At 64.8% G+C, this 18,630-nt stretch carries 20 protein-coding genes; 8 read left to right on the top strand and 12 right to left on the bottom strand.

Going from position 1 to position 18,630, the window contains the following annotated elements:
• Positions 1-154 precede the first annotated feature (154 nt).
• On the bottom strand, positions 155-1,717 hold the full coding sequence (locus tag J2Y63_RS34355) for a helicase HerA-like C-terminal domain-containing protein (RefSeq protein ID WP_435269677.1): 1,563 nt from the start codon (positions 1,715-1,717) through the stop codon (positions 155-157).
• A 238-nt stretch (positions 1,718-1,955) separates the two neighbouring features.
• Here J2Y63_RS34355 and J2Y63_RS34350 point away from each other — a divergent pair, with 238 nt between their 5' ends.
• On the top strand, positions 1,956-2,348 hold the full coding sequence (locus J2Y63_RS34350) for a hypothetical protein (RefSeq protein WP_256120779.1): 393 nt from the start codon (positions 1,956-1,958) through the stop codon (positions 2,346-2,348).
• A gap of 7 nt (positions 2,349-2,355) precedes the next feature.
• Here J2Y63_RS34350 and J2Y63_RS34345 read toward each other — a convergent pair whose 3' ends face one another.
• The 4 genes from J2Y63_RS34345 to J2Y63_RS34330 all read right to left on the bottom strand — a co-directional run bounded on the left by J2Y63_RS34345 (position 2,356) and on the right by J2Y63_RS34330 (position 6,633).
• Positions 2,356-3,516 carry an MFS transporter gene (locus tag J2Y63_RS34345; RefSeq protein WP_435269676.1) on the bottom strand — a complete coding sequence of 387 codons (1,161 nt, stop codon included), beginning with the start codon at positions 3,514-3,516 and terminating at the stop codon, positions 2,356-2,358.
• A gap of 73 nt (positions 3,517-3,589) precedes the next feature.
• On the bottom strand, positions 3,590-4,477 hold the full coding sequence (locus J2Y63_RS34340; RefSeq protein ID WP_435269675.1) for a serine hydrolase domain-containing protein: 888 nt from the start codon (positions 4,475-4,477) through the stop codon (positions 3,590-3,592).
• 98 nt (positions 4,478-4,575) lie between these two features.
• Positions 4,576-5,409, bottom strand: a complete 834-nt coding sequence (locus tag J2Y63_RS34335; RefSeq protein ID WP_435269674.1) for an aldo/keto reductase — start codon at positions 5,407-5,409, stop codon at positions 4,576-4,578.
• Between the two features lie 30 nt (positions 5,410-5,439).
• Positions 5,440-6,633: an MFS transporter gene (locus J2Y63_RS34330; RefSeq protein ID WP_435269673.1), complete on the bottom strand. Its 1,194-nt coding sequence runs from the start codon at positions 6,631-6,633 to the stop codon at positions 5,440-5,442.
• A 143-nt stretch (positions 6,634-6,776) separates the two neighbouring features.
• On the opposite strand from J2Y63_RS34330, the gene J2Y63_RS34325 reads away from it, so the two are divergent.
• Positions 6,777-7,670, top strand: coding sequence for a LysR family transcriptional regulator (locus J2Y63_RS34325; protein ID WP_435269672.1), 894 nt, complete (start codon positions 6,777-6,779; stop codon positions 7,668-7,670).
• Positions 7,671-7,868: 198 nt separating this feature from the next.
• Here the strand turns inward: J2Y63_RS34325 and tam are convergent, their stop codons facing one another.
• The 3 genes from tam to J2Y63_RS34310 all read right to left on the bottom strand — a co-directional run bounded on the left by tam (position 7,869) and on the right by J2Y63_RS34310 (position 10,594).
• Positions 7,869-8,642 (bottom strand): trans-aconitate 2-methyltransferase, encoded by a 774-nt coding sequence (gene tam / locus J2Y63_RS34320; protein ID WP_435269671.1) that lies wholly within the window; start codon positions 8,640-8,642, stop codon positions 7,869-7,871.
• On the bottom strand, positions 8,643-9,293 hold the full coding sequence (locus J2Y63_RS34315) for a haloacid dehalogenase type II (protein ID WP_256120786.1): 651 nt from the start codon (positions 9,291-9,293) through the stop codon (positions 8,643-8,645).
• A gap of 260 nt (positions 9,294-9,553) precedes the next feature.
• On the bottom strand, positions 9,554-10,594 hold the full coding sequence (locus J2Y63_RS34310) for a zinc-dependent alcohol dehydrogenase family protein (RefSeq protein ID WP_435269670.1): 1,041 nt from the start codon (positions 10,592-10,594) through the stop codon (positions 9,554-9,556).
• Positions 10,595-10,777: 183 nt separating this feature from the next.
• On the opposite strand from J2Y63_RS34310, the gene J2Y63_RS34305 reads away from it, so the two are divergent.
• Positions 10,778-11,662, top strand: coding sequence for a branched-chain amino acid aminotransferase (locus tag J2Y63_RS34305; RefSeq protein WP_435269669.1), 885 nt, complete (start codon positions 10,778-10,780; stop codon positions 11,660-11,662).
• A 228-nt stretch (positions 11,663-11,890) separates the two neighbouring features.
• Here J2Y63_RS34305 and J2Y63_RS34300 read toward each other — a convergent pair whose 3' ends face one another.
• On the bottom strand, positions 11,891-12,283 hold the full coding sequence (locus tag J2Y63_RS34300; RefSeq protein ID WP_256120789.1) for a hypothetical protein: 393 nt from the start codon (positions 12,281-12,283) through the stop codon (positions 11,891-11,893).
• Positions 12,284-12,552: 269 nt separating this feature from the next.
• Between J2Y63_RS34300 and J2Y63_RS34295 the strand changes: the two genes are divergently transcribed.
• On the top strand, positions 12,553-13,155 hold the full coding sequence (locus J2Y63_RS34295) for a superoxide dismutase (protein WP_435269668.1): 603 nt from the start codon (positions 12,553-12,555) through the stop codon (positions 13,153-13,155).
• A gap of 87 nt (positions 13,156-13,242) precedes the next feature.
• Positions 13,243-13,485: a CopG family ribbon-helix-helix protein gene (locus J2Y63_RS34290; protein ID WP_435269667.1), complete on the top strand. Its 243-nt coding sequence runs from the start codon at positions 13,243-13,245 to the stop codon at positions 13,483-13,485.
• Positions 13,486-13,517: 32 nt separating this feature from the next.
• Here the strand turns inward: J2Y63_RS34290 and J2Y63_RS34285 are convergent, their stop codons facing one another.
• Complete coding sequence (locus J2Y63_RS34285) at positions 13,518-14,216, bottom strand: helix-turn-helix transcriptional regulator (protein ID WP_435269666.1); 699 nt, start codon at positions 14,214-14,216, stop codon at positions 13,518-13,520.
• Positions 14,217-14,337: 121 nt separating this feature from the next.
• On the opposite strand from J2Y63_RS34285, the gene J2Y63_RS34280 reads away from it, so the two are divergent.
• Positions 14,338-14,973, top strand: a complete 636-nt coding sequence (locus J2Y63_RS34280; RefSeq protein ID WP_435269665.1) for a LysE family translocator — start codon at positions 14,338-14,340, stop codon at positions 14,971-14,973.
• On the opposite strand, the gene J2Y63_RS34275 is transcribed toward J2Y63_RS34280, so the two are convergent.
• A complete protein-coding gene (locus J2Y63_RS34275) occupies positions 14,942-16,114 on the bottom strand; it encodes a glycosyltransferase family 87 protein (RefSeq protein ID WP_435269664.1) in 1,173 nt (390 codons plus the stop codon). The two genes, J2Y63_RS34280 and J2Y63_RS34275, sit on opposite strands and share 32 nt — an antisense overlap.
• A gap of 206 nt (positions 16,115-16,320) precedes the next feature.
• Here J2Y63_RS34275 and J2Y63_RS34270 point away from each other — a divergent pair, with 206 nt between their 5' ends.
• Both J2Y63_RS34270 and J2Y63_RS34265 read left to right on the top strand, forming a co-directional pair.
• Complete coding sequence (locus J2Y63_RS34270) at positions 16,321-16,764, top strand: c-type cytochrome (protein WP_435269663.1); 444 nt, start codon at positions 16,321-16,323, stop codon at positions 16,762-16,764.
• Between the two features lie 120 nt (positions 16,765-16,884).
• A complete protein-coding gene (locus J2Y63_RS34265) occupies positions 16,885-17,793 on the top strand; it encodes a c-type cytochrome (RefSeq protein ID WP_435269662.1) in 909 nt (302 codons plus the stop codon).
• Positions 17,794-17,875: 82 nt separating this feature from the next.
• On the opposite strand, the gene J2Y63_RS34260 is transcribed toward J2Y63_RS34265, so the two are convergent.
• A complete protein-coding gene (locus tag J2Y63_RS34260) occupies positions 17,876-18,508 on the bottom strand; it encodes a CatB-related O-acetyltransferase (RefSeq protein WP_435269661.1) in 633 nt (210 codons plus the stop codon).
• Positions 18,509-18,630 lie beyond the last annotated feature (122 nt).

Here is an 18,630-nt window from a genome sequence, read left to right as displayed (position 1 = left end):
ATCGACACCACCACAGCCCGGGCAATCCATCACTTGCCTCCACGCAAATCACCCCCATAGCAGAACCTCAAAAGCGTTCCGTGTAAACACTCCCCCTTGTGGGGGAGATGCCCGGAAGGGCAGAGGGGGGTGAGTGCAGGACTCACACCTCACGTTACCGCCGCAAGCTCCCCAAAATCCCGCGCACCAGCGCCCTCCCGAGCGACGACGCCACGGTGCGGGCGACCGACTTCATCGCCGCCTCCGCCACCGTTTCGCGCTGGTAGCCGGTGCGGCCCTTCGGCTGCTTCGGCGCAGACTGCGCGGCCGGTTCCTCGTCGCCGAAGCCGGGCAATGTCCAGCGGCTCCCGCCGGCGGGTTTTTCCTCGGGCTGGGCGTCCGCCTGTTCCTGGGCGGCGGCCGAATCGGCGGCCTTCTTGGCGCGGGCCATCAGGATCTCGTAGGCGGATTCGCGGTCGAAATCCTCGTCGTAGAGGCCGGCGACGGGGCTGACCTTCATAATGTCCTGCCGCTCGGCCTCCGTCACCGGGCCAAGGCGCGAGGCCGGCGGGCGGATGAGCGTGCGCTCCACCATCGAGGGCGCTCCCTTGCCTTCGAGCGTCGAGACCAGCGCCTCGCCGGTGCCGAGATTGGTGATGACCTCAGCGCAGTTGAAATCCGGGTTGGGGCGGAAGGTGTCGGCGGCGGTCTTCACGGCCTTCTGCTCGCGCGGCGTATAGGCGCGCAGCGCATGCTGCACGCGGTTGCCGAGCTGGGCGAGCACCGTCTCCGGCACATCGAGCGGGTTCTGCGTGACGAAATAGACGCCCACGCCCTTGGAGCGGATGAGGCGCACGACCTGCTCGACACGCTCGGTCAGGACCTTCGGCGCATCGTTGAACAGCAGGTGCGCCTCGTCGAAGAAGAAGACGAGCTTCGGCTTTTCCGGATCGCCCACTTCCGGCAGCACCTCGAAGAGCTCGGACAGCATCCAGAGCAGGAAGGTGCCGTAGAGGCGCGGGTTCATCATCAGCTTGTCGGCGGCCAGCACCGAGATCGCGCCGCGCCCGTCATTGGTGGTGCGCATGATGTCGGAAATCTTCAACGCCGGCTCGCCGAAGAACTGTTCGGCGCCCTGCTGTTCGAGGATCAGCAATTCGCGCTGGATCGAGCCGACGGAGGCCTTGGAAATGAAGCCGAACTGGTTGGAGAGCGTCGAGGCATTCTCGCCCATATAGTTGAGCAGCGCCTGGAAATCCTTGAGATCGAGCAGCGGCAGGCCGCCCTGGTCGGCGATCTTGAAGGCGATGTTGATGACGCCTTCCTGCGCATCCGTGGCGTTCATCAGGCGCGAGAGCAGGAGCGGCCCCATCTCGGAGATGGTGGTGCGCACGCGGTGGCCCTTCTCGCCGTAGAGATCCCAGAAGATCACCGGGAATTCCTGGAATTCGTAAGGCGTGAGGCCGATCTGGTCAGCGCGCTTCTGGAGAAAATCCTTCGGCTCGCCGATCGCGCCGATGCCGGAAAGGTCGCCCTTCACGTCGGCGCAGAACACCGGCACGCCGGCATTGGAAAAGCCTTCCGCGAGGATCTGCAAGGTCACCGTCTTGCCGGTGCCGGTCGCGCCCGTCACGAGGCCGTGGCGGTTGCCGAACTTCAGGTCGAGATATTCCGGCTTGTTGTTCGTATCGTCCGGCTTGCGGCTGGTGCCGATATAGAGCTTTCCGTCCTGAAGAATCGATTCCGTCACGTTGAAACTCCCTGAAGCCGTTCGACCCGGGTGGGGGCGGATTACCGCGCCATCCCAAGTTTTCATTGAATCGTCTCAGGCAGGTTATAAGGATAGTCCGGCACGGGAACAACACGCTTTCAAAGGGCTCCCCGCCCTGCCGTTGAAGGCCCGCGCGCCCGGCTTGAGTTTGCCGGAGAATTCATTTACCTTGACGTTAACGTCAATTTCCCTCGGAGGGTTTTCCATGAACGAACTCGTCACCCGCGTTGCCGATGCCGTCGGCATCGATGCGGCTCTCGCTGAAAAGGCCATCGGCATGATGCTCGGCTTCCTGCAGCGCGAAGCGGCCGACGGCCCGGTCGCCCGCATGATCGAAAGTATTCCCGGCGCCTCCGAGCTCGTCGCCCAGTATAATGGCGAAGGCACGGGCGGCGGTGGCCTGCTCGGCGGCCTGATGAGCGCGATCGGCGGCGGCGGCGTCATGGGCCTCGGCCAGCAGCTGATGAGCGAAGGGCTCGGCATGGGCGAAATCACCGGCCTTGCCAAGGAAACCATGGCCGTCGCCCGCGAGCACGCCGGCGCCGACGTGGTCGACGAGGTCGTCGCCTCCGTGCCGGGCCTCAGCCAGTTCGTCTAAAAAGTTTCTAGAGCGAACGCCGCCGCGCGAACATCAGCGCGGCGGTGAACACCACGAGGATGAGGCCGACCGAGAGCGGTCCGGCCTTCGGGCCGCCGGCCTCCATGATCGCGCCGGTCATACTCGAACCGGCGCCGCTGCCGGCCGCATAGGCCAGCGCAAAGGCAGCACTTCCCGCCACCAGCATCGCGCCGTTGTAGCGCTCGCCGAGCATGGTGAGCGCGCAGGTATAGAGCGAGAAGGCCGCCGTTCCCATCAGCGCGAAGACCGACAGAATGGCGAGTTCCGATTCCATTGACGGCAGGATGAGATAGCTCCCCGCCGCCACGCTGACGGCGACCATGGCGACGCGCTCGCGCGGCAGCCGATCGAGCAGCATGCCGATGAAAGGCTGGGCGATCGCCGTCGGCAGCGCCAGCACCGTCACACTGATCGCGGCAAACGCTTCCGTGTGCCCCATCTTCACGAAATAGACCGGCATGGCGGAGATTGCCGCGATATCGGCGAAACCGAAGACGAAGACCATGCCGACCAGCAGCGGCGCGGCCCTGAAGAAGCGGAAGACATCGCCGGTCGATGATGGTTCCGGCACCGTGCGGGTGGAAAACATCAGCATGGCGGTGGCGAAGGCGACGATCGCCAGATAGACGGCCGTCAGCGCGAAGCCGAAGCCGCCCTCGCTGCCGAGCAGCGGAATGGCAAGCGGCCCCGCGGCAAAACCGGCGCACATGCCCGCACCATAGATGCCGGAAACGCGGCCGCGCAGCCGGTCCGGGCAGGCGGCGTTCAGCCACGCCTCGCCGAGCATGAAGATGAGGCTCGCGAAGAAGCCGAGCAGGAAACGCGCGACGAACCATACGGCAAAGGAATCGAAGGCGGCAAAGGTGGCGAGGCAGAACGAGCAGCCGATGAGGCTTGCAACGATCAGCCGGTCGGCCCGCCAGCGCGCCGTCAGGCTGCCGAGCAGCAGCGTCGAGGCGGCGAGGCCGCCGGCAAAGGCCAGCGCATTGACGCCGATCAGCGCCGGCGAGAATCCGCGCGCCTCCAGCGTCAGCGAGATCAGCGGATAGGTGAGCCCCTGCGCCACGGAAAAGGCGGTGACGCCGAGAATGACGGCGGCAATGGCCGGCCAATCCGGCGAGAAGACGGTGGGGGACGAGGACGACATGGAGGGCTCCCTGCGCCGCATTCCGGCGCGCACCCTCCATATCGGATCGGACCCCTGATTGGGAAGGGGCCGCTCAGCCGATCACGCGCAGCAGCGCGCGCAGGATTTCGCCCATGCGGGCATGGGTGACGCCGTTGCGCACATCCGCCGCGCGGTGCACGACCACGAGATCGAGTGCTTCGATGACGATGATATATTGCCCGCCGGCACCGCTGGCATAGGTGATCGGCCATTCCGTGCTGAGGCTGTCACCCAGCGCATTCGCCTCCGCCGTCCACCAGAGATAACCGTAGCCGCGCCCGCCGCCGAGGGCGCTCCACGCCTTGGTGCTATCCCCGACCCATTGTTCGGATACGATCCGGCGCTGTTCCCAGAGGCCGCCCTTGAGGAAAAGATGGCCGACGCGGGCCAGATCGCGGCCGGACAGGCGCATCTTGTAGACCGGATGAAGCGATTCCGGGCCGTGAACGTCGAAAATGTCCTCCGCCGTAAAATCCTGCATCTCCAGCGGTTCGGCGACGAATTTTTCGAAAGCCTGGGCAAGCGTGCGGCCGGTCTCCTGCCGGTAGATCGTTCCGAGCACGTTGAAATCCCAGTTGTTGTAGTACCAGAACGTGCCGGGCGGGTGGCTGCCGCGCGCGGGTCTTCCCGGCTCCATGCCGTAGACGCAGGGGTGGTAGATGCCGGAGCGGGATTTCAGGATGTCGGCGATGGTCGCCTGTTTCTCCTCCGGCGTGAGCGGCGAGAGATCGTCGATGCCGAGGTCTTCGAGCGTGGATTCGAGGTCGATTTCACCCGCTTCGATGGCGATGCCGTACAGGATACCGATCAGCGATTTGCGCACCGAGGCGACGCTTGAGCGGTGGGCGTGGTGGCCGCGCTCGAAGACCACGCGGCCATCACGCACCGCCAGCAATGCTGTCGAGCCGCCCGCGGCGAGCAGGGTATCGAGATCGTCCAACAGGGCCTCCTCGCGGTGCGGAGAATCAGAGGCCAAGTCTGGCATTCCCGGGCATGAAAATCTCCCGCGGCCTGAGCCGCGGGAGAGGTTTTGGGCGATCAGGCCGCTTGGTCCCACGCGGGCGCAAGGCCATCCGGGCTGACGATGCGGCCGTCCGGGTGGGCAAGCCCGTGGATGCGCGTCATCTCGTCGGGCGTCAGCGCGAAGTCGAAGATCGCGAGGTTCTCGGCAAGCCGGCTTTCCGTCGCGGTCTTGGTCAGCGCCACGACATCCGGCTGCTGGATGAGCCAGCGCAGCACGACCTGCGCCGCCGATTTGCCATGCGCCGCGCCGATCTCCTTCAGCACCGCCTCCTTCGGCACCTTGCCGTCGGCCATGGCGTAATAGGCGGTGAGCGCCATGCCGTTGGTCGCGGCCGCCTCCAGCACCGTCTTCTGGTCGAGATAGGGATGGTACTCGACCTGATTGGTGGCGAGCGGCGCGGCGCTGAGACGAACGGCATCCGCCATCAGTGCGCTGTTGAAGTTGCTGACGCCGATATGTTTTGCAAGCCCGCGTTCGCGCACGGCATTCAGTTCACCGATCTGGTCTGCGAGCGGCACCGCGTCGTTCGGCCAGTGCAGCAGCAGGAGGTCGACATGGTCGGTCCTGAGCTTGGCGAGGCTTTCCTCGACCGAGGCGGCGAATTTGTCCTTGCCGTAATTCGCCACCCAGACCTTGGTGGTGAGGAAGATTTCGGAGCGGGCGACGCCCGACTTCTGGATGGCCTCGCCGACAGCGGCCTCGTTTTCATAGATCTGCGCGGTATCGACATGGCGGAAGCCGATGGCGAGCGCCTTCGGCAGGATGGAGAGGACTTCGGCTTCCGGCATGCGGAATGTGCCGAAGCCGAGCTGGGGGATGTTTGCGCCATGGGCGTTGACGGTTTTCATGGAGATTTCCTTTCGAGTGGGCAAAAAAGTTCAGGCCGGCTGGCAGGCGGCGTCGGGCTGGCTACGTTCGCGCCGGTCGAGCGCGCCGCTGGCAAGCGTCAGGCCGAGGGCGGCGGCGACCAGGATGGCGCCGACCCAGGGCGTGGCGCCGAGGCCGAGCGAGGAGGCGACGACGAGCCCGCCGATCCAGGCACCGGCGGCGATGCCGAAATTGAAGGCCGCGATGTTGAGCGCCGAGGCGACATCGACGGCAGCCGGGCGATGACGCTTGGCGATGTCGACGACGTAGAGCTGAAGGCCCGGCACGGTGGCGAAGGACAGGAAGCCCAGCGCGGCGAGCGTGACCAGCGCCAGCACCGGCGACGGCGCGGTGAAGGTAAGCGCCACCAGCACGATGGCCTGGGCGACGAAGAGCACGGCGAGCGCCTTCACCGGATCACGGTCCGCCACCTTGCCGCCGACGATGTTGCCGAAGGCGATGGCCGCGCCATAGAGCACGAGCACGAGGCTGACGGTGTTGGCGCTGAAGCCGGTGATTTCCTGCAAGAGCGGCGAGAGGAAGGTGAAGGTGACGAAGGTGCCGCCATAACCGAGCGCCGTCATGGCGAAGACGATGAGCAGGCGGCCCGAGCCGAGCACCCGCACCTGTTCCAGGAGGTCCGCCGGCTTTTCACGACGCAGGTTCGAGGGCAGCAGGAACGCGATGGCGGCAAAGGCGACGAGGCCGAGGGCAGCGACAGCCCAGAAGGTGGCGCGCCAGCCAAAGGTCTGGCCGATGAAGGTGCCGAGCGGCACGCCGGTGACGATGGCGACCGTCAGGCCCATGAACATCATGGCAATGGCGGAAGCCCGGCGGTCCGGCGCGACGAGATCGGCGGCAATGGTGGCGCCGACGGAGAAGAACACGCCGTGCGCGAAGGCGGAGAGCACGCGGCCGGCGAGCAGCATGCCGTAGCTCGGTGCAAGCGCCGCCAGCACGTTGCCGGCGATGAACAGGGCCATGAGGCCGATGAGCAGCGGCTTGCGGCCGAGCTTGCCGGTCAAAGCCGTCAGGATCGGCGCGCCAAAAGTGACGCCGAGCGCGTAGACGGAGACGATGAGGCCGGCGAGCGGCAGGGTGATGTCGAGGTCGGTCGCCACCGTCGGCAAGAGGCCGACGATGACGAATTCGGTGGTGCCGATCGCGTAGGCCGCGACGGTCAGGGCAAAGAGTGCGAGTGGCATGGCGGTTCCCTGCGCGCGGTCTTGGGTCCGCGCGGCTTGGCTGGGTTGCGATGTTGGTTCGGGAAGGAATATGGGGCAAAGCCACTTGCCCGTTAATGAGGCATAGTGGATAAGCATATGTGAATTGGATTCAAAGGTGGGACATGGATAACCGGGCCGGCGAAATGGAGGTCTTCGTGCTGGCGGCGGAGCTGAAGAGCTTTTCCGCCGCCGGCCGCAAGCTGCGCCTCTCGCCCTCGGCGATCAGCAAGCTCGTCACCCGCATCGAGGATCGGCTCGGCGCGCGCCTCATCGTGCGCACGACGCGGCGGCTGGAACTGACGCCGGAAGGCGAGGTCTATCTCGGCCGCGCACGCGCCATCCTCGCGGAGATCGCCGAGACTGAGCGCATCGTTGCGGAAGGGGCACGCGTGGTGCCGCGGGGCGCGCTGCGGGTGAACGCCTCGGTCGGCTTCGGCGAGCGTTACATCCTGCCGCTGGTGCCGGATTTCCTGGCGCTCTATCCGGAAATCGAGCTCGACCTGACGCTAACCGACGGCGTCATCGACGTGATCGGCGAACGCACCGACGTCGCCATCCGCTCCGGCCCCTTGCGCGATTCCTCGCTGAAGGCGCGAAAACTGCTGGAAAGCGGCAAGGCCGTCATCGCCGCCCCGGCGTACCTCGAAAAGTATGGCACGCCGCAGCACCCCGCCGATCTCGCGTCCCACAATTGCCTGCGCTTCAACTTCCGCCGCAGCATGGACGACTGGCCTTTCCTGTCCGAAGATGGCCAGACAGTGGAGGCCTACGACATTACCGGCAACATGCTGGTCTCCAGCGGCGCCATCCAGCGCCAGCTCTGCCTCGACGGCGTCGGCCTTGCCCGCATCGGCCGCTTCCATATCGAGCCGGATATCGTGTCCGGCCGTCTGGTGCCGGTGCTCGAAGCTTTCAACCCCGGCGACATCGAAGTCGTCCACGCCGTCTTCGCCGGCCACGAACACCTCGCGGCGCGCATAAGGGCGTTCATCGATTTTCTGGTCGAGAAGATTTGAGGGGTTAGCGCCAAGGCACCCCCCTCTGCCCTGCCGGGCATCTCCCCCTCAAGGGGGGAGATTGGATGGGCGCGAGGGCATTGCCCCATCCGCAACGTTCGCGTTGGGCGGGGCGTTTCCGCGAGTCGATCTCCCCCCTTGAGGGGGAGATGCCCGGCAGGGCAGAGGGGGGGTATTTCTGGCGCAGACGCCGGACGGCTACTTCTTCACCGCCACAATAAAAAGCCGCGGAAACCGCAACAGCCGCCGGCCGTCCGCCATCGGCGCATAGGCCTTGGCGATGCGGCTCTCGTAGTCGGCGAGGAAGCCGTTGCGCTCCTCGGCCGGGATGCAGTCGAGATAGGGGCGCAGGCCCGTGCTCTTGACCCATTCGACGATCGCACCCGCATCTGCCATCGGGTGGTTGTAGGCGGTGTGCCAGACGTCGACGCGGGCCGCCTTCGCGCCGAGTGCATCCATATATGCGGCGGGGGCGGGGAGCGGCTTTCGCCGTGGCGTGCCATTGGCAAAGTGGTTGCGCCAGGGGCCAGAAAGTGCGCTTTCCTCCATCAGCATGTGCGACGGTTCGGAAAGATTGTCCGGCATCTGCACGGCGAGCACGCCGCCGGGGCGCAGCCCGTCCATCAGGGTCGTCAGGACCGCAACATGATCGGGCAGCCACTGGAACACGGCATTGGCGAAGAGCAGGGCGGCCGGTTCGGGCGGCCGCCATTTCGCCAGGTCGCATTCGACGAAATCGACGCCCGGCAACCGCTCGCGCGCCGCCCGCAGCATATCCGCCGCATTGTCGACGCCGCGCACGCCGCGGCCGGGAAAGCGCTCCACCAGCAGTTCCGTCGAATTGCCGGGGCCGCAGCCGAGGTCGTAGACCGTGCCGGCGACGAGATCGACCGGCACCTGGTTGAGGAGGTCGCGGGCGGGCCGCGTGCGTTCGTCTTCGAATTTCAGGTATTGTGCCGCGGACCAGGCCATTCAGAGACTTTCGAGCGAACGCAGGATCAAGGCCGGGCCGAGATCGAAATACTCGTCCGGCATGTCGTTGCGGTTGATCCAGACGGTGCGGAAGCCGAATTTCGTGGCGCCCGCAATGTCCCAGCGGTTGGAGGACTGGAAGGAGACGGCATCCGGATAGAGCCGGTAATTCGTCGTCACGAGATCGTAGACGGCGGGCGCCGTCTTGTAGGTCTTTAGCGCGTCGACGGAAAAGATGTCGTCGATGACGGTGTCGAGCGCGGCGTTCTTCACCGCGGAGGCCAGCATGGCGGGCGAACCGTTGGAGAGAATGGCGATATGCGCGCCGCGGCTCTTCAGCGCCTTCAGCACGGCCGGCACCTCCGGGTAGCAGTCGAGCTTCCAGTAGGCATCGAGCAGCTTCTGGCGCAGCGCCGGATCGACGCCGCCGATGCGCTTGAAGGTGAAGTCGAGCGCCTGTTCGGTGAGCTGCCAGAAATCGGCATAGGACCCCATCAGCGCCCGCGTCCAGGAATATTCCAGCTGCTTGGCGCGCCAGACCTCGGAAAAGCTCTGGTAGTTCGGCCCCACATCGCCCGCATGGCGGCGCACCGCCGCATGCACGTCGAACAACGTGCCATAGGCGTCGAAGACATAGGCGGCATGGGCCATGGGCGGCGATTCCTTGTCAGCATTCTCACCGGCGATTGGCTGTCATCCGCTGGTGAATGTCAATTGCGTGGGGCATGTGTGGTTACCCCCCTCTGGCCTGCCGGCCATCTCCCCCTCAAGGGGGGAGATCGGCAAGGTGCAGCGGCATTGCTCAACTATGACGGTTGAGAAAGGCAAAACATTGCCTCAATTCAATCTCCCCCCCCTGTGGGGGAGATGCCCGGCAGGGCAGAGGGGGGTATGCCGAGCCGCACAATCCCTCAAAACCGCGTAATCGCGCTGATCCCGAGATCCGTCGCCTTGTCCATCGCCATCAGCGCCGGCACCGCCTCGTCGAGGCTGATGTGGCGGCCGATGAGGTTTTGCGGGGCGAGCTTGCCGCCGGCGATCATCGCCAGCATGGCGTCGTAGCGCCAGGCCTGCATGCCGTGGCTGCCATAGATTTCCAGCTCGTGGCCGATGACCTGCGCCATCGGGATCTGCGGCGTCGCATGGTCGGCGAGCATCAGCCCGACCTGCACATGCCGCCCGCGCCGGCGCAGGTTCTTGATCGAGTTGAAGCAGGTGACGGGCGAGCCCAGCGCATCGACCGAGGCATGCGCGCCGCCGCCGGTGATCTCGCGCACCGCCTCCGCAACGTCGGCGACGTCACGCGCATTGACGGTCGCGACGGCGCCCATCTGGCGCGCGAATGCCAGCTTCTCGTCGGAAATGTCGATGGCGATCGGGTTGGCGCCGAGTGCCGCGGCGATCATGATCGCCGAGAGCCCCACGCCGCCGCAGCCATGGACCGCCACCCATTCGCCGCCCGTCACCCGCGCCTGGTCGACGATGGCGCGAAACGAGGTGGCGAAGCGGCAGCCGAGGCTCGCGGCCGTCGCATAGTCGATCGCGTCCGGCAGGTGCACGAGATTGTGGTCGGCATAGTCAATCGCGACATATTCGGCAAAGGAGCCCCAATGGGTGAAGCCGGGCTGGAACTGCTCCTCGCAGATCTGCTGGTTGCCGGAGCGGCACTCGCCGCAATGGCCGCAGCCGGAAACGAAGGGCACCGTGACCCGCTCGCCCGCGCGAAAGCGGCTGATCGCACCCCCCGTCGCCACCACCCGGCCGGCAAGCTCGTGGCCCGGCACATGCGGCAGGCGGATGTCCGGATCGTGGCCCATCCAGCCGTGCCAGTCGCTGCGGCAAAGCCCGGTCGCCTCCACCTGGATCACCACGCCGCCGGGCGTCGGCGTCGGATCCGGCACGGTGCGGATCTCCGGTGTCGCCTCGAAGGCCTCGTAATACATCGCGCGCATGTCTGTTCTCCCTTTATGCTTGTATGGCATGCGCCCACCGGGCTCTCAACCAGCTGACCCATGACAAGCCCTGATACATCCATTCAACATCTTGAATGGACAAGTGCCGCGCGCTGTCGGAAGGCATTTGCGACTTGACCGGCCCGCCCGGTCGGGCCTTGATGGGCGAAAAGGAGTAGAAAAATGCCAGTCGATACCGCACCCCGCTCGACGACCTGGACCTTCGTGGATGGCGAATGGATTTCGGGCAACCCGCCGCTCATCGGCCCCACCTCGCATGCCATGTGGCTCGGCTCGACCGTCTTCGACGGCGCGCGCTGGTTCGACGGCATCGCGCCGGACCTCGACCTGCATTGCCAGCGCGTCAACCGCTCCGCCGAAGCGCTCGGCCTGAAGGCGGCGGTCGGCGCCGACGAGATCGAGGCGCTCGCCTGGGAGGGCGTGCAAAAATTCGACGGCAAGACGGCGATCTACATCAAGCCGATGTACTGGGCCGAGCATGGCTCCCCCACCAGCGTGGTCGCGCCCGATCCGGACTCGACCCGCTTCGCGCTCTGCCTGTTCGAGGCCTCGATGGGCGACCCGAAGGCGGCGTCCTCGCTCACGCTCTCGCCCTTCCGCCGCCCGACGGTCGAATGCATGCCGACGGATGCCAAGGCCGGCTGCCTCTATCCGAACAATGCCCGCATGCTGGTGGAAGCCCGCAAGCGCGGCTTCGACAATGCGCTGGTGCGCGACATGCTGGGCAATGTCGCCGAAACCGCCTCGTCCAACATCTTCATGGTGCGTGACGGCGTCGTCTTCACGCCGGCCGCCAACCGCACCTTCCTTGCCGGCATCACGCGCAGCCGCGTCATCGGCCTTTTGAAGGATGCGGGCTTCGAGGTGGTGGAAACCACGCTGACGCTCGCGGACTTCGAGACGGCCGACGAGATCTTCACCTCCGGCAACTATTCCAAGGTGGTGCCGGTCACGCGGCTCGACGACCGCAATCTCCAGCCCGGCCCGATCACCGCCAAGGCCCGCGACCTCTATTTCGACTGGGCCCATTCGAACGGCGACGCCTGAGACAAGGGAGCCGGCCGAAAGGCCGGCTTTTGCGTTACATGCACCCAACTCGGATATATGCGAGCGCACTACCTCTCCTCCGTCATCCTCGGGCTTGACCCGAGGATCCACCTCCACGGCACGCGCTGTCCATGTGGCATGGATCCTCGGGTCAAGCCCGAGGATGACGGAGGGGAGGTGGCGTGGCGGATTTAGAGCACGGGCGCGTGGTAAAGCGTGGCGATTTATTTATTCCTGCCCCGTCTCGTCCACGGTCTTGTTGTCGCCCGTCGCCGCGCGTTCTGCCGCGGCGGCCTCGCGCTCGCTTTCGCGCACCACATGCAGGAACTCGGCGGCGATGGCGGGTGTCACCTGCACCGTCTTCTTCTGCTTGTCATAGACACAGACATAGGTGACCTGGCTCTTCGATTCCGGCGAAAGGCCCTCGATCGCGGCAATGCCGAAGGATTCGGTGCCCGTCGGCTCGACGAAGACCGTCGGCGTGCCGAGCGCTTCCGGCAGGCTCGCCACGCAGCTCTTCTCCACGTCGGCGCGGAATTCCTCCCAGGCATCCGGGGACGAGGCGTGGGCGGCGGACGCGGCGAGCGAGAGGACGAGGGCGGTAAGCGGAAGGACGCGCATGGGATGCTCCGGATTGATGGGTGTCGGACAAAATGTCCCGAATCGGTTTTCGTTCCGCTTCGTCATTGATCTGACACGGAAAACCGGAAGGATTTTGTCCGATGTCAGGAAAATTTGGAACTTGGGCGGTTGCCTCTGCCGATTGCCGCTCCTATGTTCCGCTCACGGATTTCATTGAAAAAAATTTCCGTCGCCAGAGCAGTTCCAGCAAAAGTGCGGAACGCGGTTTTGCGTTCGGAATTGCGTCTAAACAAAGAGGAGACACCACGATGGCTTTCGAACTTCCGCCGCTTCCCTATGATTACGATGCGCTTGCGCCCTTCATGTCGCGCGAAACGCTCGAATATCACCACGACAAGCACCACAAGGCCTATGTCGACAACGGCAACAAGCTGGCGGAGGAAGCGGGCCTCGCGGACCTCTCCCTCGAAGAGATCGTCAAGAAGTCCTATGGCACCAACCAGGGCCTCTTCAACAATGCCGGCCAGCACTACAACCACGTCCATTTCTGGAAGTGGCTGAAGAAGGGCGGCGGCGGCAAGAGCCTGCCGGGCGCGCTGCAGACCGCGATCGACAGCGATCTCGGCGGCTACGACAAGTTCAAGGCCGACTTTATCGCCGCCGGCACCACGCAGTTCGGCTCCGGCTGGGCCTGGCTCTCCGTCAAGGACGGCAAGCTCGCCATCTCCAAGACCCCGAACGGCGAAAACCCGCTGGTCCACGGCGCAGAGCCGATCCTCGGTGTCGACGTGTGGGAACACTCCTATTACATCGACTACCGCAACGCCCGCCCGAAATACCTCGAAGCCTTCGTCGACAGCCTGATCAACTGGGACTACGTCCTGGAGCGCTACGAAGCCGCGACGAAGTAAGCCGCTTCGGCTTTTTCGAATTTGTGAGAACCCCGGTCGGCAACGGCCGGGGTTTTTCTTTTGGGGTTGTTGCGCTAGCATTTACGCATGGCCGGCACGACGATGACGATCCGCGTCAGCGCGGACCTTAAGGAAAAGCTCGATAGGCTGGCAGTGGACACGCGGCGCAGCCGATCCGTCCTCATAGCCGAGGCGGTTTCCGTCTATGTCGCCCGAGAACTCGCGATAGTCGACGGCGTCAACCAGGGTTTGGAAGACGTGTACAGTGGGCGTACGATTTCCCATGAGAACCCCATGTCCGAACTCGACTCCGCTATCCAGAGGGCGTGATCGGCCAAGCGAGGCATGGCCGGAATAGCGCCTTATCCTGCCCCGCGCTGGTTCTCCGCCCAGCCCGAAATCCACGCCTGCCTCAGCCTGTCGCCCTCGCCGGGGAAATGCGCGCCCGTCGCCTCGCAGGCTTCCACGCGGTCGGCGCGGAAGTTGCGGATGGCTTTGCGCAATTCGCACCAGGCGACGATGTTGGCCGTCTCGGAATAGTAGATGAGCGCGATGGGGCGAATGGTGCGCTCGGTGCCGCGGCCATATTCGTCGCGGTAGTCGATCACCAGCTTTTCCTCGTCGCGGATCGCGCGGCGCACGGTGGCGAGGTCGATGCCCTCCGGCTGGGGCGGCGTCGTGCCCCAGGCGTGCAGCGCGCGGGCGGAGAGCGTTTGGCGCAGCGGCGGCGGCACGGCGCCGGCGATCTTGTCGCCGACGCGGCGGGCGGCGGCGCGCAGCTCCGTGTCGCCGGTGCGTTCCAGCAGTGCCAGCGCCAGCACCACCGCCTCCGTCTCCTCGATGGAAAACATCAGCGGCGGCAGGTCGAAGCCGGGGCGCAGGATATAGCCGATGCCGCGCTCGCCCTCGACCGGCACGCGCATCGCCTGAAGGGCCGCGATATCGCGGTAGATCGAGCGCACCGTCACCTCCAGCCGCTCGGCGATCTCGGCTCCGGTAACAGGCTTGCGGGCAAGCCGCAGGATCTGGATGATCTCGAAGAGCCGCGAGGCCTTGCGCATGGTCGTCTCCATGACAACTGACACATCCCTGTCAGTTGGCCTTCGTTATAGCACGCTTCAAGCGCTTGAAACAAAAGGAAGCATGGGTCTTCCGAGCGGTTTATGATAACGGACAACTGACATGACCTACAGCGAAAACCTCTGGCTCTTCTTCCTGCTCGTCTCCGGCATCATCATCGTGCCGGGCATGGACATGGTCTTCGTGCTCGCAAGCTCGCTCTCCGGCGGGCGCAAGGCCGGCTTGTCGGCGACCTTCGGCATCATGGCGGGCGGGCTCGTGCACACGCTCTATGCGGCGCTTGGCGTCGGCATGCTGCTGCATTTCGCGCCGAACCTGTTCAATATCCTGCTGGTGCTGGGCGCCGCCTATGTCGCCTGGATCGGCTGGCAGCTCTTCCGATCGTCGATCACCATCGATGCCGTCGACAGTCTCGACCGGCGGGGCATGCTGACCCGCTTTCGCCAGGGCGCGCTGACGAGCCTGATGAACCCCAAGGCCTATCTCTTCATGCTCGCCGTCTTCCCGCAGTTCCTGCGCCCGGAATTCGGCCCGCTGTGGCGGCAGGCGACGGTCATGCTGCTGATGATCTGGGTGACGCAGCTTGCGGTCTATGGCGGGCTGGCGCTTGCCGCCGCCCGCAGCCGCGATGCGCTGATCGGCAGCCCCGCGGCCACCCGCTTCATCGGCCGTGCGGCGGGCGTGCTGCTGCTGGCGATCGCGGCATTTACATTGTGGCGGGGCTGGGGCGCCTTGTGAGACGCGGCAGCGCGCCGTCACGGCCGAGAAGGCCGAGCCAGGTCGCGAGGATGACGACGGGCGCGACCGGCCAGCCGAGGAGGCTGAGGAGGGGCATGACCAGGGGGACGCAGGCAAGGATGAACAAGGTGAAACGCAACGCAAGGGACGACGGCCTGCGATCCATCCAGAGCACGGCGGATGCGACGAGCGCCACCAGATCGTAGCTCGCCAGATAGGGCATGACCATGGCGGTGGCAAAGACCGTGCTCGCCGCACGCGCCACCGGCTGGTCGAGCCGCAAAAGGCTGTAACCGAAGAGGACGAGCGCCAGCACCGCGAAGGGAAGATGGACGGCAAAGGCTGTCGTCGCGCCAAAATCCAGGCTGCGGATCGCGCCGAAGACGGTCGGCATCATATGGAGGAACAGGCCCGTCAGTTCCTTCATGACGTGCACCTGGTAGTGCGTGACATAGTGGAAGAACCCCGCCCAGGCCTCGATGCCGAACAGGGCTACCGAGAGCAGGAAGAGGGCGACTGCCGTCACCACCGCGCTGGCGATGGTTCGCCACTGGCGCTCCAAGAGCAACAGCAGGGGAAGCAGCACGCCGAGCTGCGGCTTGACCGTCAAAAGCCCGAAGCAGATGCCCGCCAGCACCGGACGGCTGTCGCGAAGCGCAAGCCCGGCGATCAGCAGGGCGCCGAGCAGGAAGCCGTTCTGCACCACGTAAGCGTTCGTAAGCGCGACTGGCAGCAGAAGGAGAAGCTGCCATCCCTTCAGCTGCAGGGCGGCAAGGTGCAGCGCGCCGCACAGCAGGAGAAAGGTTACGACCAGGAAAAGGACGAGGGCCATCTTGTAGGCGAAAAGCCCCAGCGGCAGCATCAGTAGCAGGTAATGCGGCGGATAGCTCCAGGCGCGCCAGGGATAGTCGGCTCCGAAAAACACCCGCAGATGCGCGAGATAGCTCTCATGCGGGCCGAAGACGTCGAGCGCGCGGCCTTCCAGCGCCAGCCGCGCCGCCATCCAGTAATTGGCGAAATCCTTGTCCGTCCAGTGCAATGTCAGCGTGCCGGGGTCGATGACCAGCATCACGACGAAGACCGCGCCGACGATCGTGGCGAGAAGGGCGACGGAAAACAGGGGGGAGGCGGCTTTTCGCATGCGGGACCCCTCGGGGCGACACTTGCGAAAAACCTGCCATGCCGAGGTTAAGGAACGCTTCATGTAGCACCGGCAGGCGGGCGCTTTCGCGACAGGTTCCATCAAAAAGATTTTACTGTCTGGAATCGTTCAAAATGCAATCATGCTCATGCATCGTTAAACCGGCGGCGCGGAAACAACCGGCCGCCAGCAATCGGGAGAACTTGATGAAGTTCAGGACATTGGCGGCCGCGGCCGTGCTTGCGGCCATCGGCGCCGGCGCGGTCATCGCGGCGGACGAACCGCAGGTCGTGCGCCAGGGCATGATGAAGAGTGTGGGCGGTGCCATGGGCGCGCTCGCCGGCATTGCCAAGGGCGAGAAGCCCTATGACGCGGAGATCGTCAAGGCATCGCTGACCACGATCAGCGAAGTCGGCAAGGCTTTCCCGGACCAGTTCCCGGCCGGCTCCGAGACGGGCCATGAAACCGAAGCGAGTCCGAAGATCTGGGAAGCGATGGACGACTTCAAGGCCAAGGCGGCGAAGCTCGGCGCGGATGCCGACACGGTGCTCGCCAGCATGCCCGCCGACCAGGCGGGCGTGGGTGCCGCCCTCGGCACGCTCGGCCCGAATTGCGGCGGCTGTCATGAGGTCTACCGCCTGAAGAAATAGGCGCGGTAGGCCGGCTCCACCCTAGAAAAACAAGCACTGTCCCGGCCTCCGTCCGGGGCGGTGCGTTGACGTTTCGATCCAAAAGGACAGGATCGCGCAGGCGGCGAGAGGGAATGGCTCATGGCACTGAAAAAACTCCTCGGCGGGATCGTCGTGCTGGGCGCGCTCGGCGCGGGCGCCTTTGTCTTCCTCACGGCGCCCGAGCGGCTGCCGGCGGAGACCTGGGCTGCGGCAGGCGCGCCGGATCTCGCGAATGGTGAACGCATCTTCCATGCCGGCGGCTGTTCGAGCTGTCATGCGGCGCCGGGCGCGGCGGACGATCAGAAGCTGGTGCTGGCCGGCGGGCTGGCGCTGAAGAGCCCCTTCGGGACCTTCCACGCGCCGAACATTTCACCGGACGAGACGGCAGGCATCGGGGCGTGGACGCTGGCGCAATTCGGCGACGCCATGAAGCGCGGCACCGGCCGCGACGGCGAACACCTCTACCCGTCCTTCCCCTTCGCCTCCTATGCGCGCATGACGGTGAAGGACATCAACGACCTCTATGGCTACCTCAAGACCCTGCCGAAGAGCACGAATGTCGCGCCGGGGCATGAGCTGCCGTTTCCGTTCAACATCCGCCTGGCGCTCGGCGGCTGGAAGTTCCTCTACCTGAACGAGGCGCCGCGCGTCGAACTGGCAAATGCCGACGAGACGGTCAAGCGCGGCCAGTATCTCGTCGAAGGCCCCGGCCATTGTGGCGAATGCCACACGCCGCGCGACATGCTGGGCGGTCTGAAGACCGACCAGTGGCTGGCTGGCGGGCCGAACCCGGAAGGCGAGGGTCGCGTGCCCAACGTCACGCCGGCCGAGGGCGGTTTCGACAGCTGGAGCGCCGGCGACATCGCCAACTACCTCGAAACCGGCTTCACCCCCGACTTCGACAGCGTCGGCGGCGCCATGGTTTCGGTGCAGAAGAACATGGCGCAACTGCCCAAGGAAGACCGCGACGCCATCGCCGCCTATCTGAAGGCGATCCCCGTGCGGTGAACTGGCGGCGCGGCTATCGGCGCTTCCACGTTTTGGTGACTGTCAGTTTGAAGCCAAGGTGAGAAATGCTAGCGCTCATCCTTCAAGCCTGCCTGAGTGCGACCATGTCGCCGCTGCTAAGTGCTGCTAGGTTGGCTTCGATTTTATCGATCGGCCAGTCCCACCAAGCGAGACAAAGAAGTTCGCTGATGACTTCGCTGGAATACCGCATCCGGATAATGGATGCCGGGTTTCCTCCGACAACTGCGTAGGGTGGTACGTCCCGAGCGACCACAGAGGCGGCCGCGACAATCGCACCCGAACCTATATGGACACCCGGCATAATTGCCGCATTCTGGCCGATCCATACATCGTGGTCCACAATCGTGTCCTTCACGGGCAGGTCCTTGTAGCCGAAGGTCTCTGGTTTGAAGATGCGAAATGGGTAGGTGGTGAAACCAGTCATCGGGTGGTTGGCTGAACTCGTAATGAAATAGCTTCCTCTGGCAATCTGCACAAACCTGCCGATCACCAGCCGCTCTCGAACGCCATGACCAAGATAAGGGGCGAGAATCCCGGCTGTATCTTCGGGCTTTCCAGAGTGTGTATAATAGCTGAAATCGCCGATCTCCATGCGCGGATGATCTATGCCGTTCTTTAGATATACTGTGTCCCGATATACAGTTCCATCAGGCAGGGTAATGGGATTGACGGCTTTTGCGTCGAGAAGAGCCATTGGATAACCTTTTCAAGCATGTCGCCATCTAGGCTCAGGACCTATTAATTTGGTTTGAGCTGTGATTCACGGTTTCTGGAAGGAGACCGTGATGAGTGATTTGTTTCTGCTGAGCGAGAGCC

The organism is Shinella sp. BE166 (assembly GCF_051201095.1).
GTDB lineage: Bacteria > Pseudomonadota > Alphaproteobacteria > Rhizobiales > Rhizobiaceae > Shinella > Shinella lacus.
Note: the sequence above shows the minus strand (reverse complement) of the source record. Positions and strands in the feature narration are given on the sequence as shown.

Excerpts from the sequence above, each read along its gene's own strand:
- J2Y63_RS34345 (WP_435269676.1), bottom strand. The coding sequence starts at position 3,516 with ATGTCGTCCTCGTCCCCCACCGTCTTCTCGCCGGATTGGCCGGCCATT.
- J2Y63_RS34325 (WP_435269672.1), top strand. The coding sequence starts at position 6,777 with ATGGATAACCGGGCCGGCGAAATGGAGGTCTTCGTGCTGGCGGCGGAG.
- J2Y63_RS34350 (WP_256120779.1), top strand. The coding sequence starts at position 1,956 with ATGAACGAACTCGTCACCCGCGTTGCCGATGCCGTCGGCATCGATGCG.
- J2Y63_RS34315 (WP_256120786.1), bottom strand. The coding sequence starts at position 9,293 with ATGGCCCATGCCGCCTATGTCTTCGACGCCTATGGCACGTTGTTCGAC.
- J2Y63_RS34300 (WP_256120789.1), bottom strand. The coding sequence starts at position 12,283 with ATGCGCGTCCTTCCGCTTACCGCCCTCGTCCTCTCGCTCGCCGCGTCC.
- J2Y63_RS34310 (WP_435269670.1), bottom strand. The coding sequence starts at position 10,594 with ATGCGCGCGATGTATTACGAGGCCTTCGAGGCGACACCGGAGATCCGC.
- J2Y63_RS34295 (WP_435269668.1), top strand. The coding sequence starts at position 12,553 with ATGGCTTTCGAACTTCCGCCGCTTCCCTATGATTACGATGCGCTTGCG.
- J2Y63_RS34330 (WP_435269673.1), bottom strand. The coding sequence starts at position 6,633 with ATGCCACTCGCACTCTTTGCCCTGACCGTCGCGGCCTACGCGATCGGC.
- J2Y63_RS34265 (WP_435269662.1), top strand. The coding sequence starts at position 16,885 with ATGGCACTGAAAAAACTCCTCGGCGGGATCGTCGTGCTGGGCGCGCTC.
- J2Y63_RS34290 (WP_435269667.1), top strand. The coding sequence starts at position 13,243 with ATGGCCGGCACGACGATGACGATCCGCGTCAGCGCGGACCTTAAGGAA.
- J2Y63_RS34305 (WP_435269669.1), top strand. The coding sequence starts at position 10,778 with ATGCCAGTCGATACCGCACCCCGCTCGACGACCTGGACCTTCGTGGAT.
- J2Y63_RS34285 (WP_435269666.1), bottom strand. The coding sequence starts at position 14,216 with ATGCGCAAGGCCTCGCGGCTCTTCGAGATCATCCAGATCCTGCGGCTT.
- J2Y63_RS34275 (WP_435269664.1), bottom strand. The coding sequence starts at position 16,114 with ATGCGAAAAGCCGCCTCCCCCCTGTTTTCCGTCGCCCTTCTCGCCACG.
- J2Y63_RS34335 (WP_435269674.1), bottom strand. The coding sequence starts at position 5,409 with ATGAAAACCGTCAACGCCCATGGCGCAAACATCCCCCAGCTCGGCTTC.
- J2Y63_RS34280 (WP_435269665.1), top strand. The coding sequence starts at position 14,338 with ATGACCTACAGCGAAAACCTCTGGCTCTTCTTCCTGCTCGTCTCCGGC.
- tam (WP_435269671.1), bottom strand. The coding sequence starts at position 8,642 with ATGGCCTGGTCCGCGGCACAATACCTGAAATTCGAAGACGAACGCACG.
- J2Y63_RS34260 (WP_435269661.1), bottom strand. The coding sequence starts at position 18,508 with ATGGCTCTTCTCGACGCAAAAGCCGTCAATCCCATTACCCTGCCTGAT.
- J2Y63_RS34270 (WP_435269663.1), top strand. The coding sequence starts at position 16,321 with ATGAAGTTCAGGACATTGGCGGCCGCGGCCGTGCTTGCGGCCATCGGC.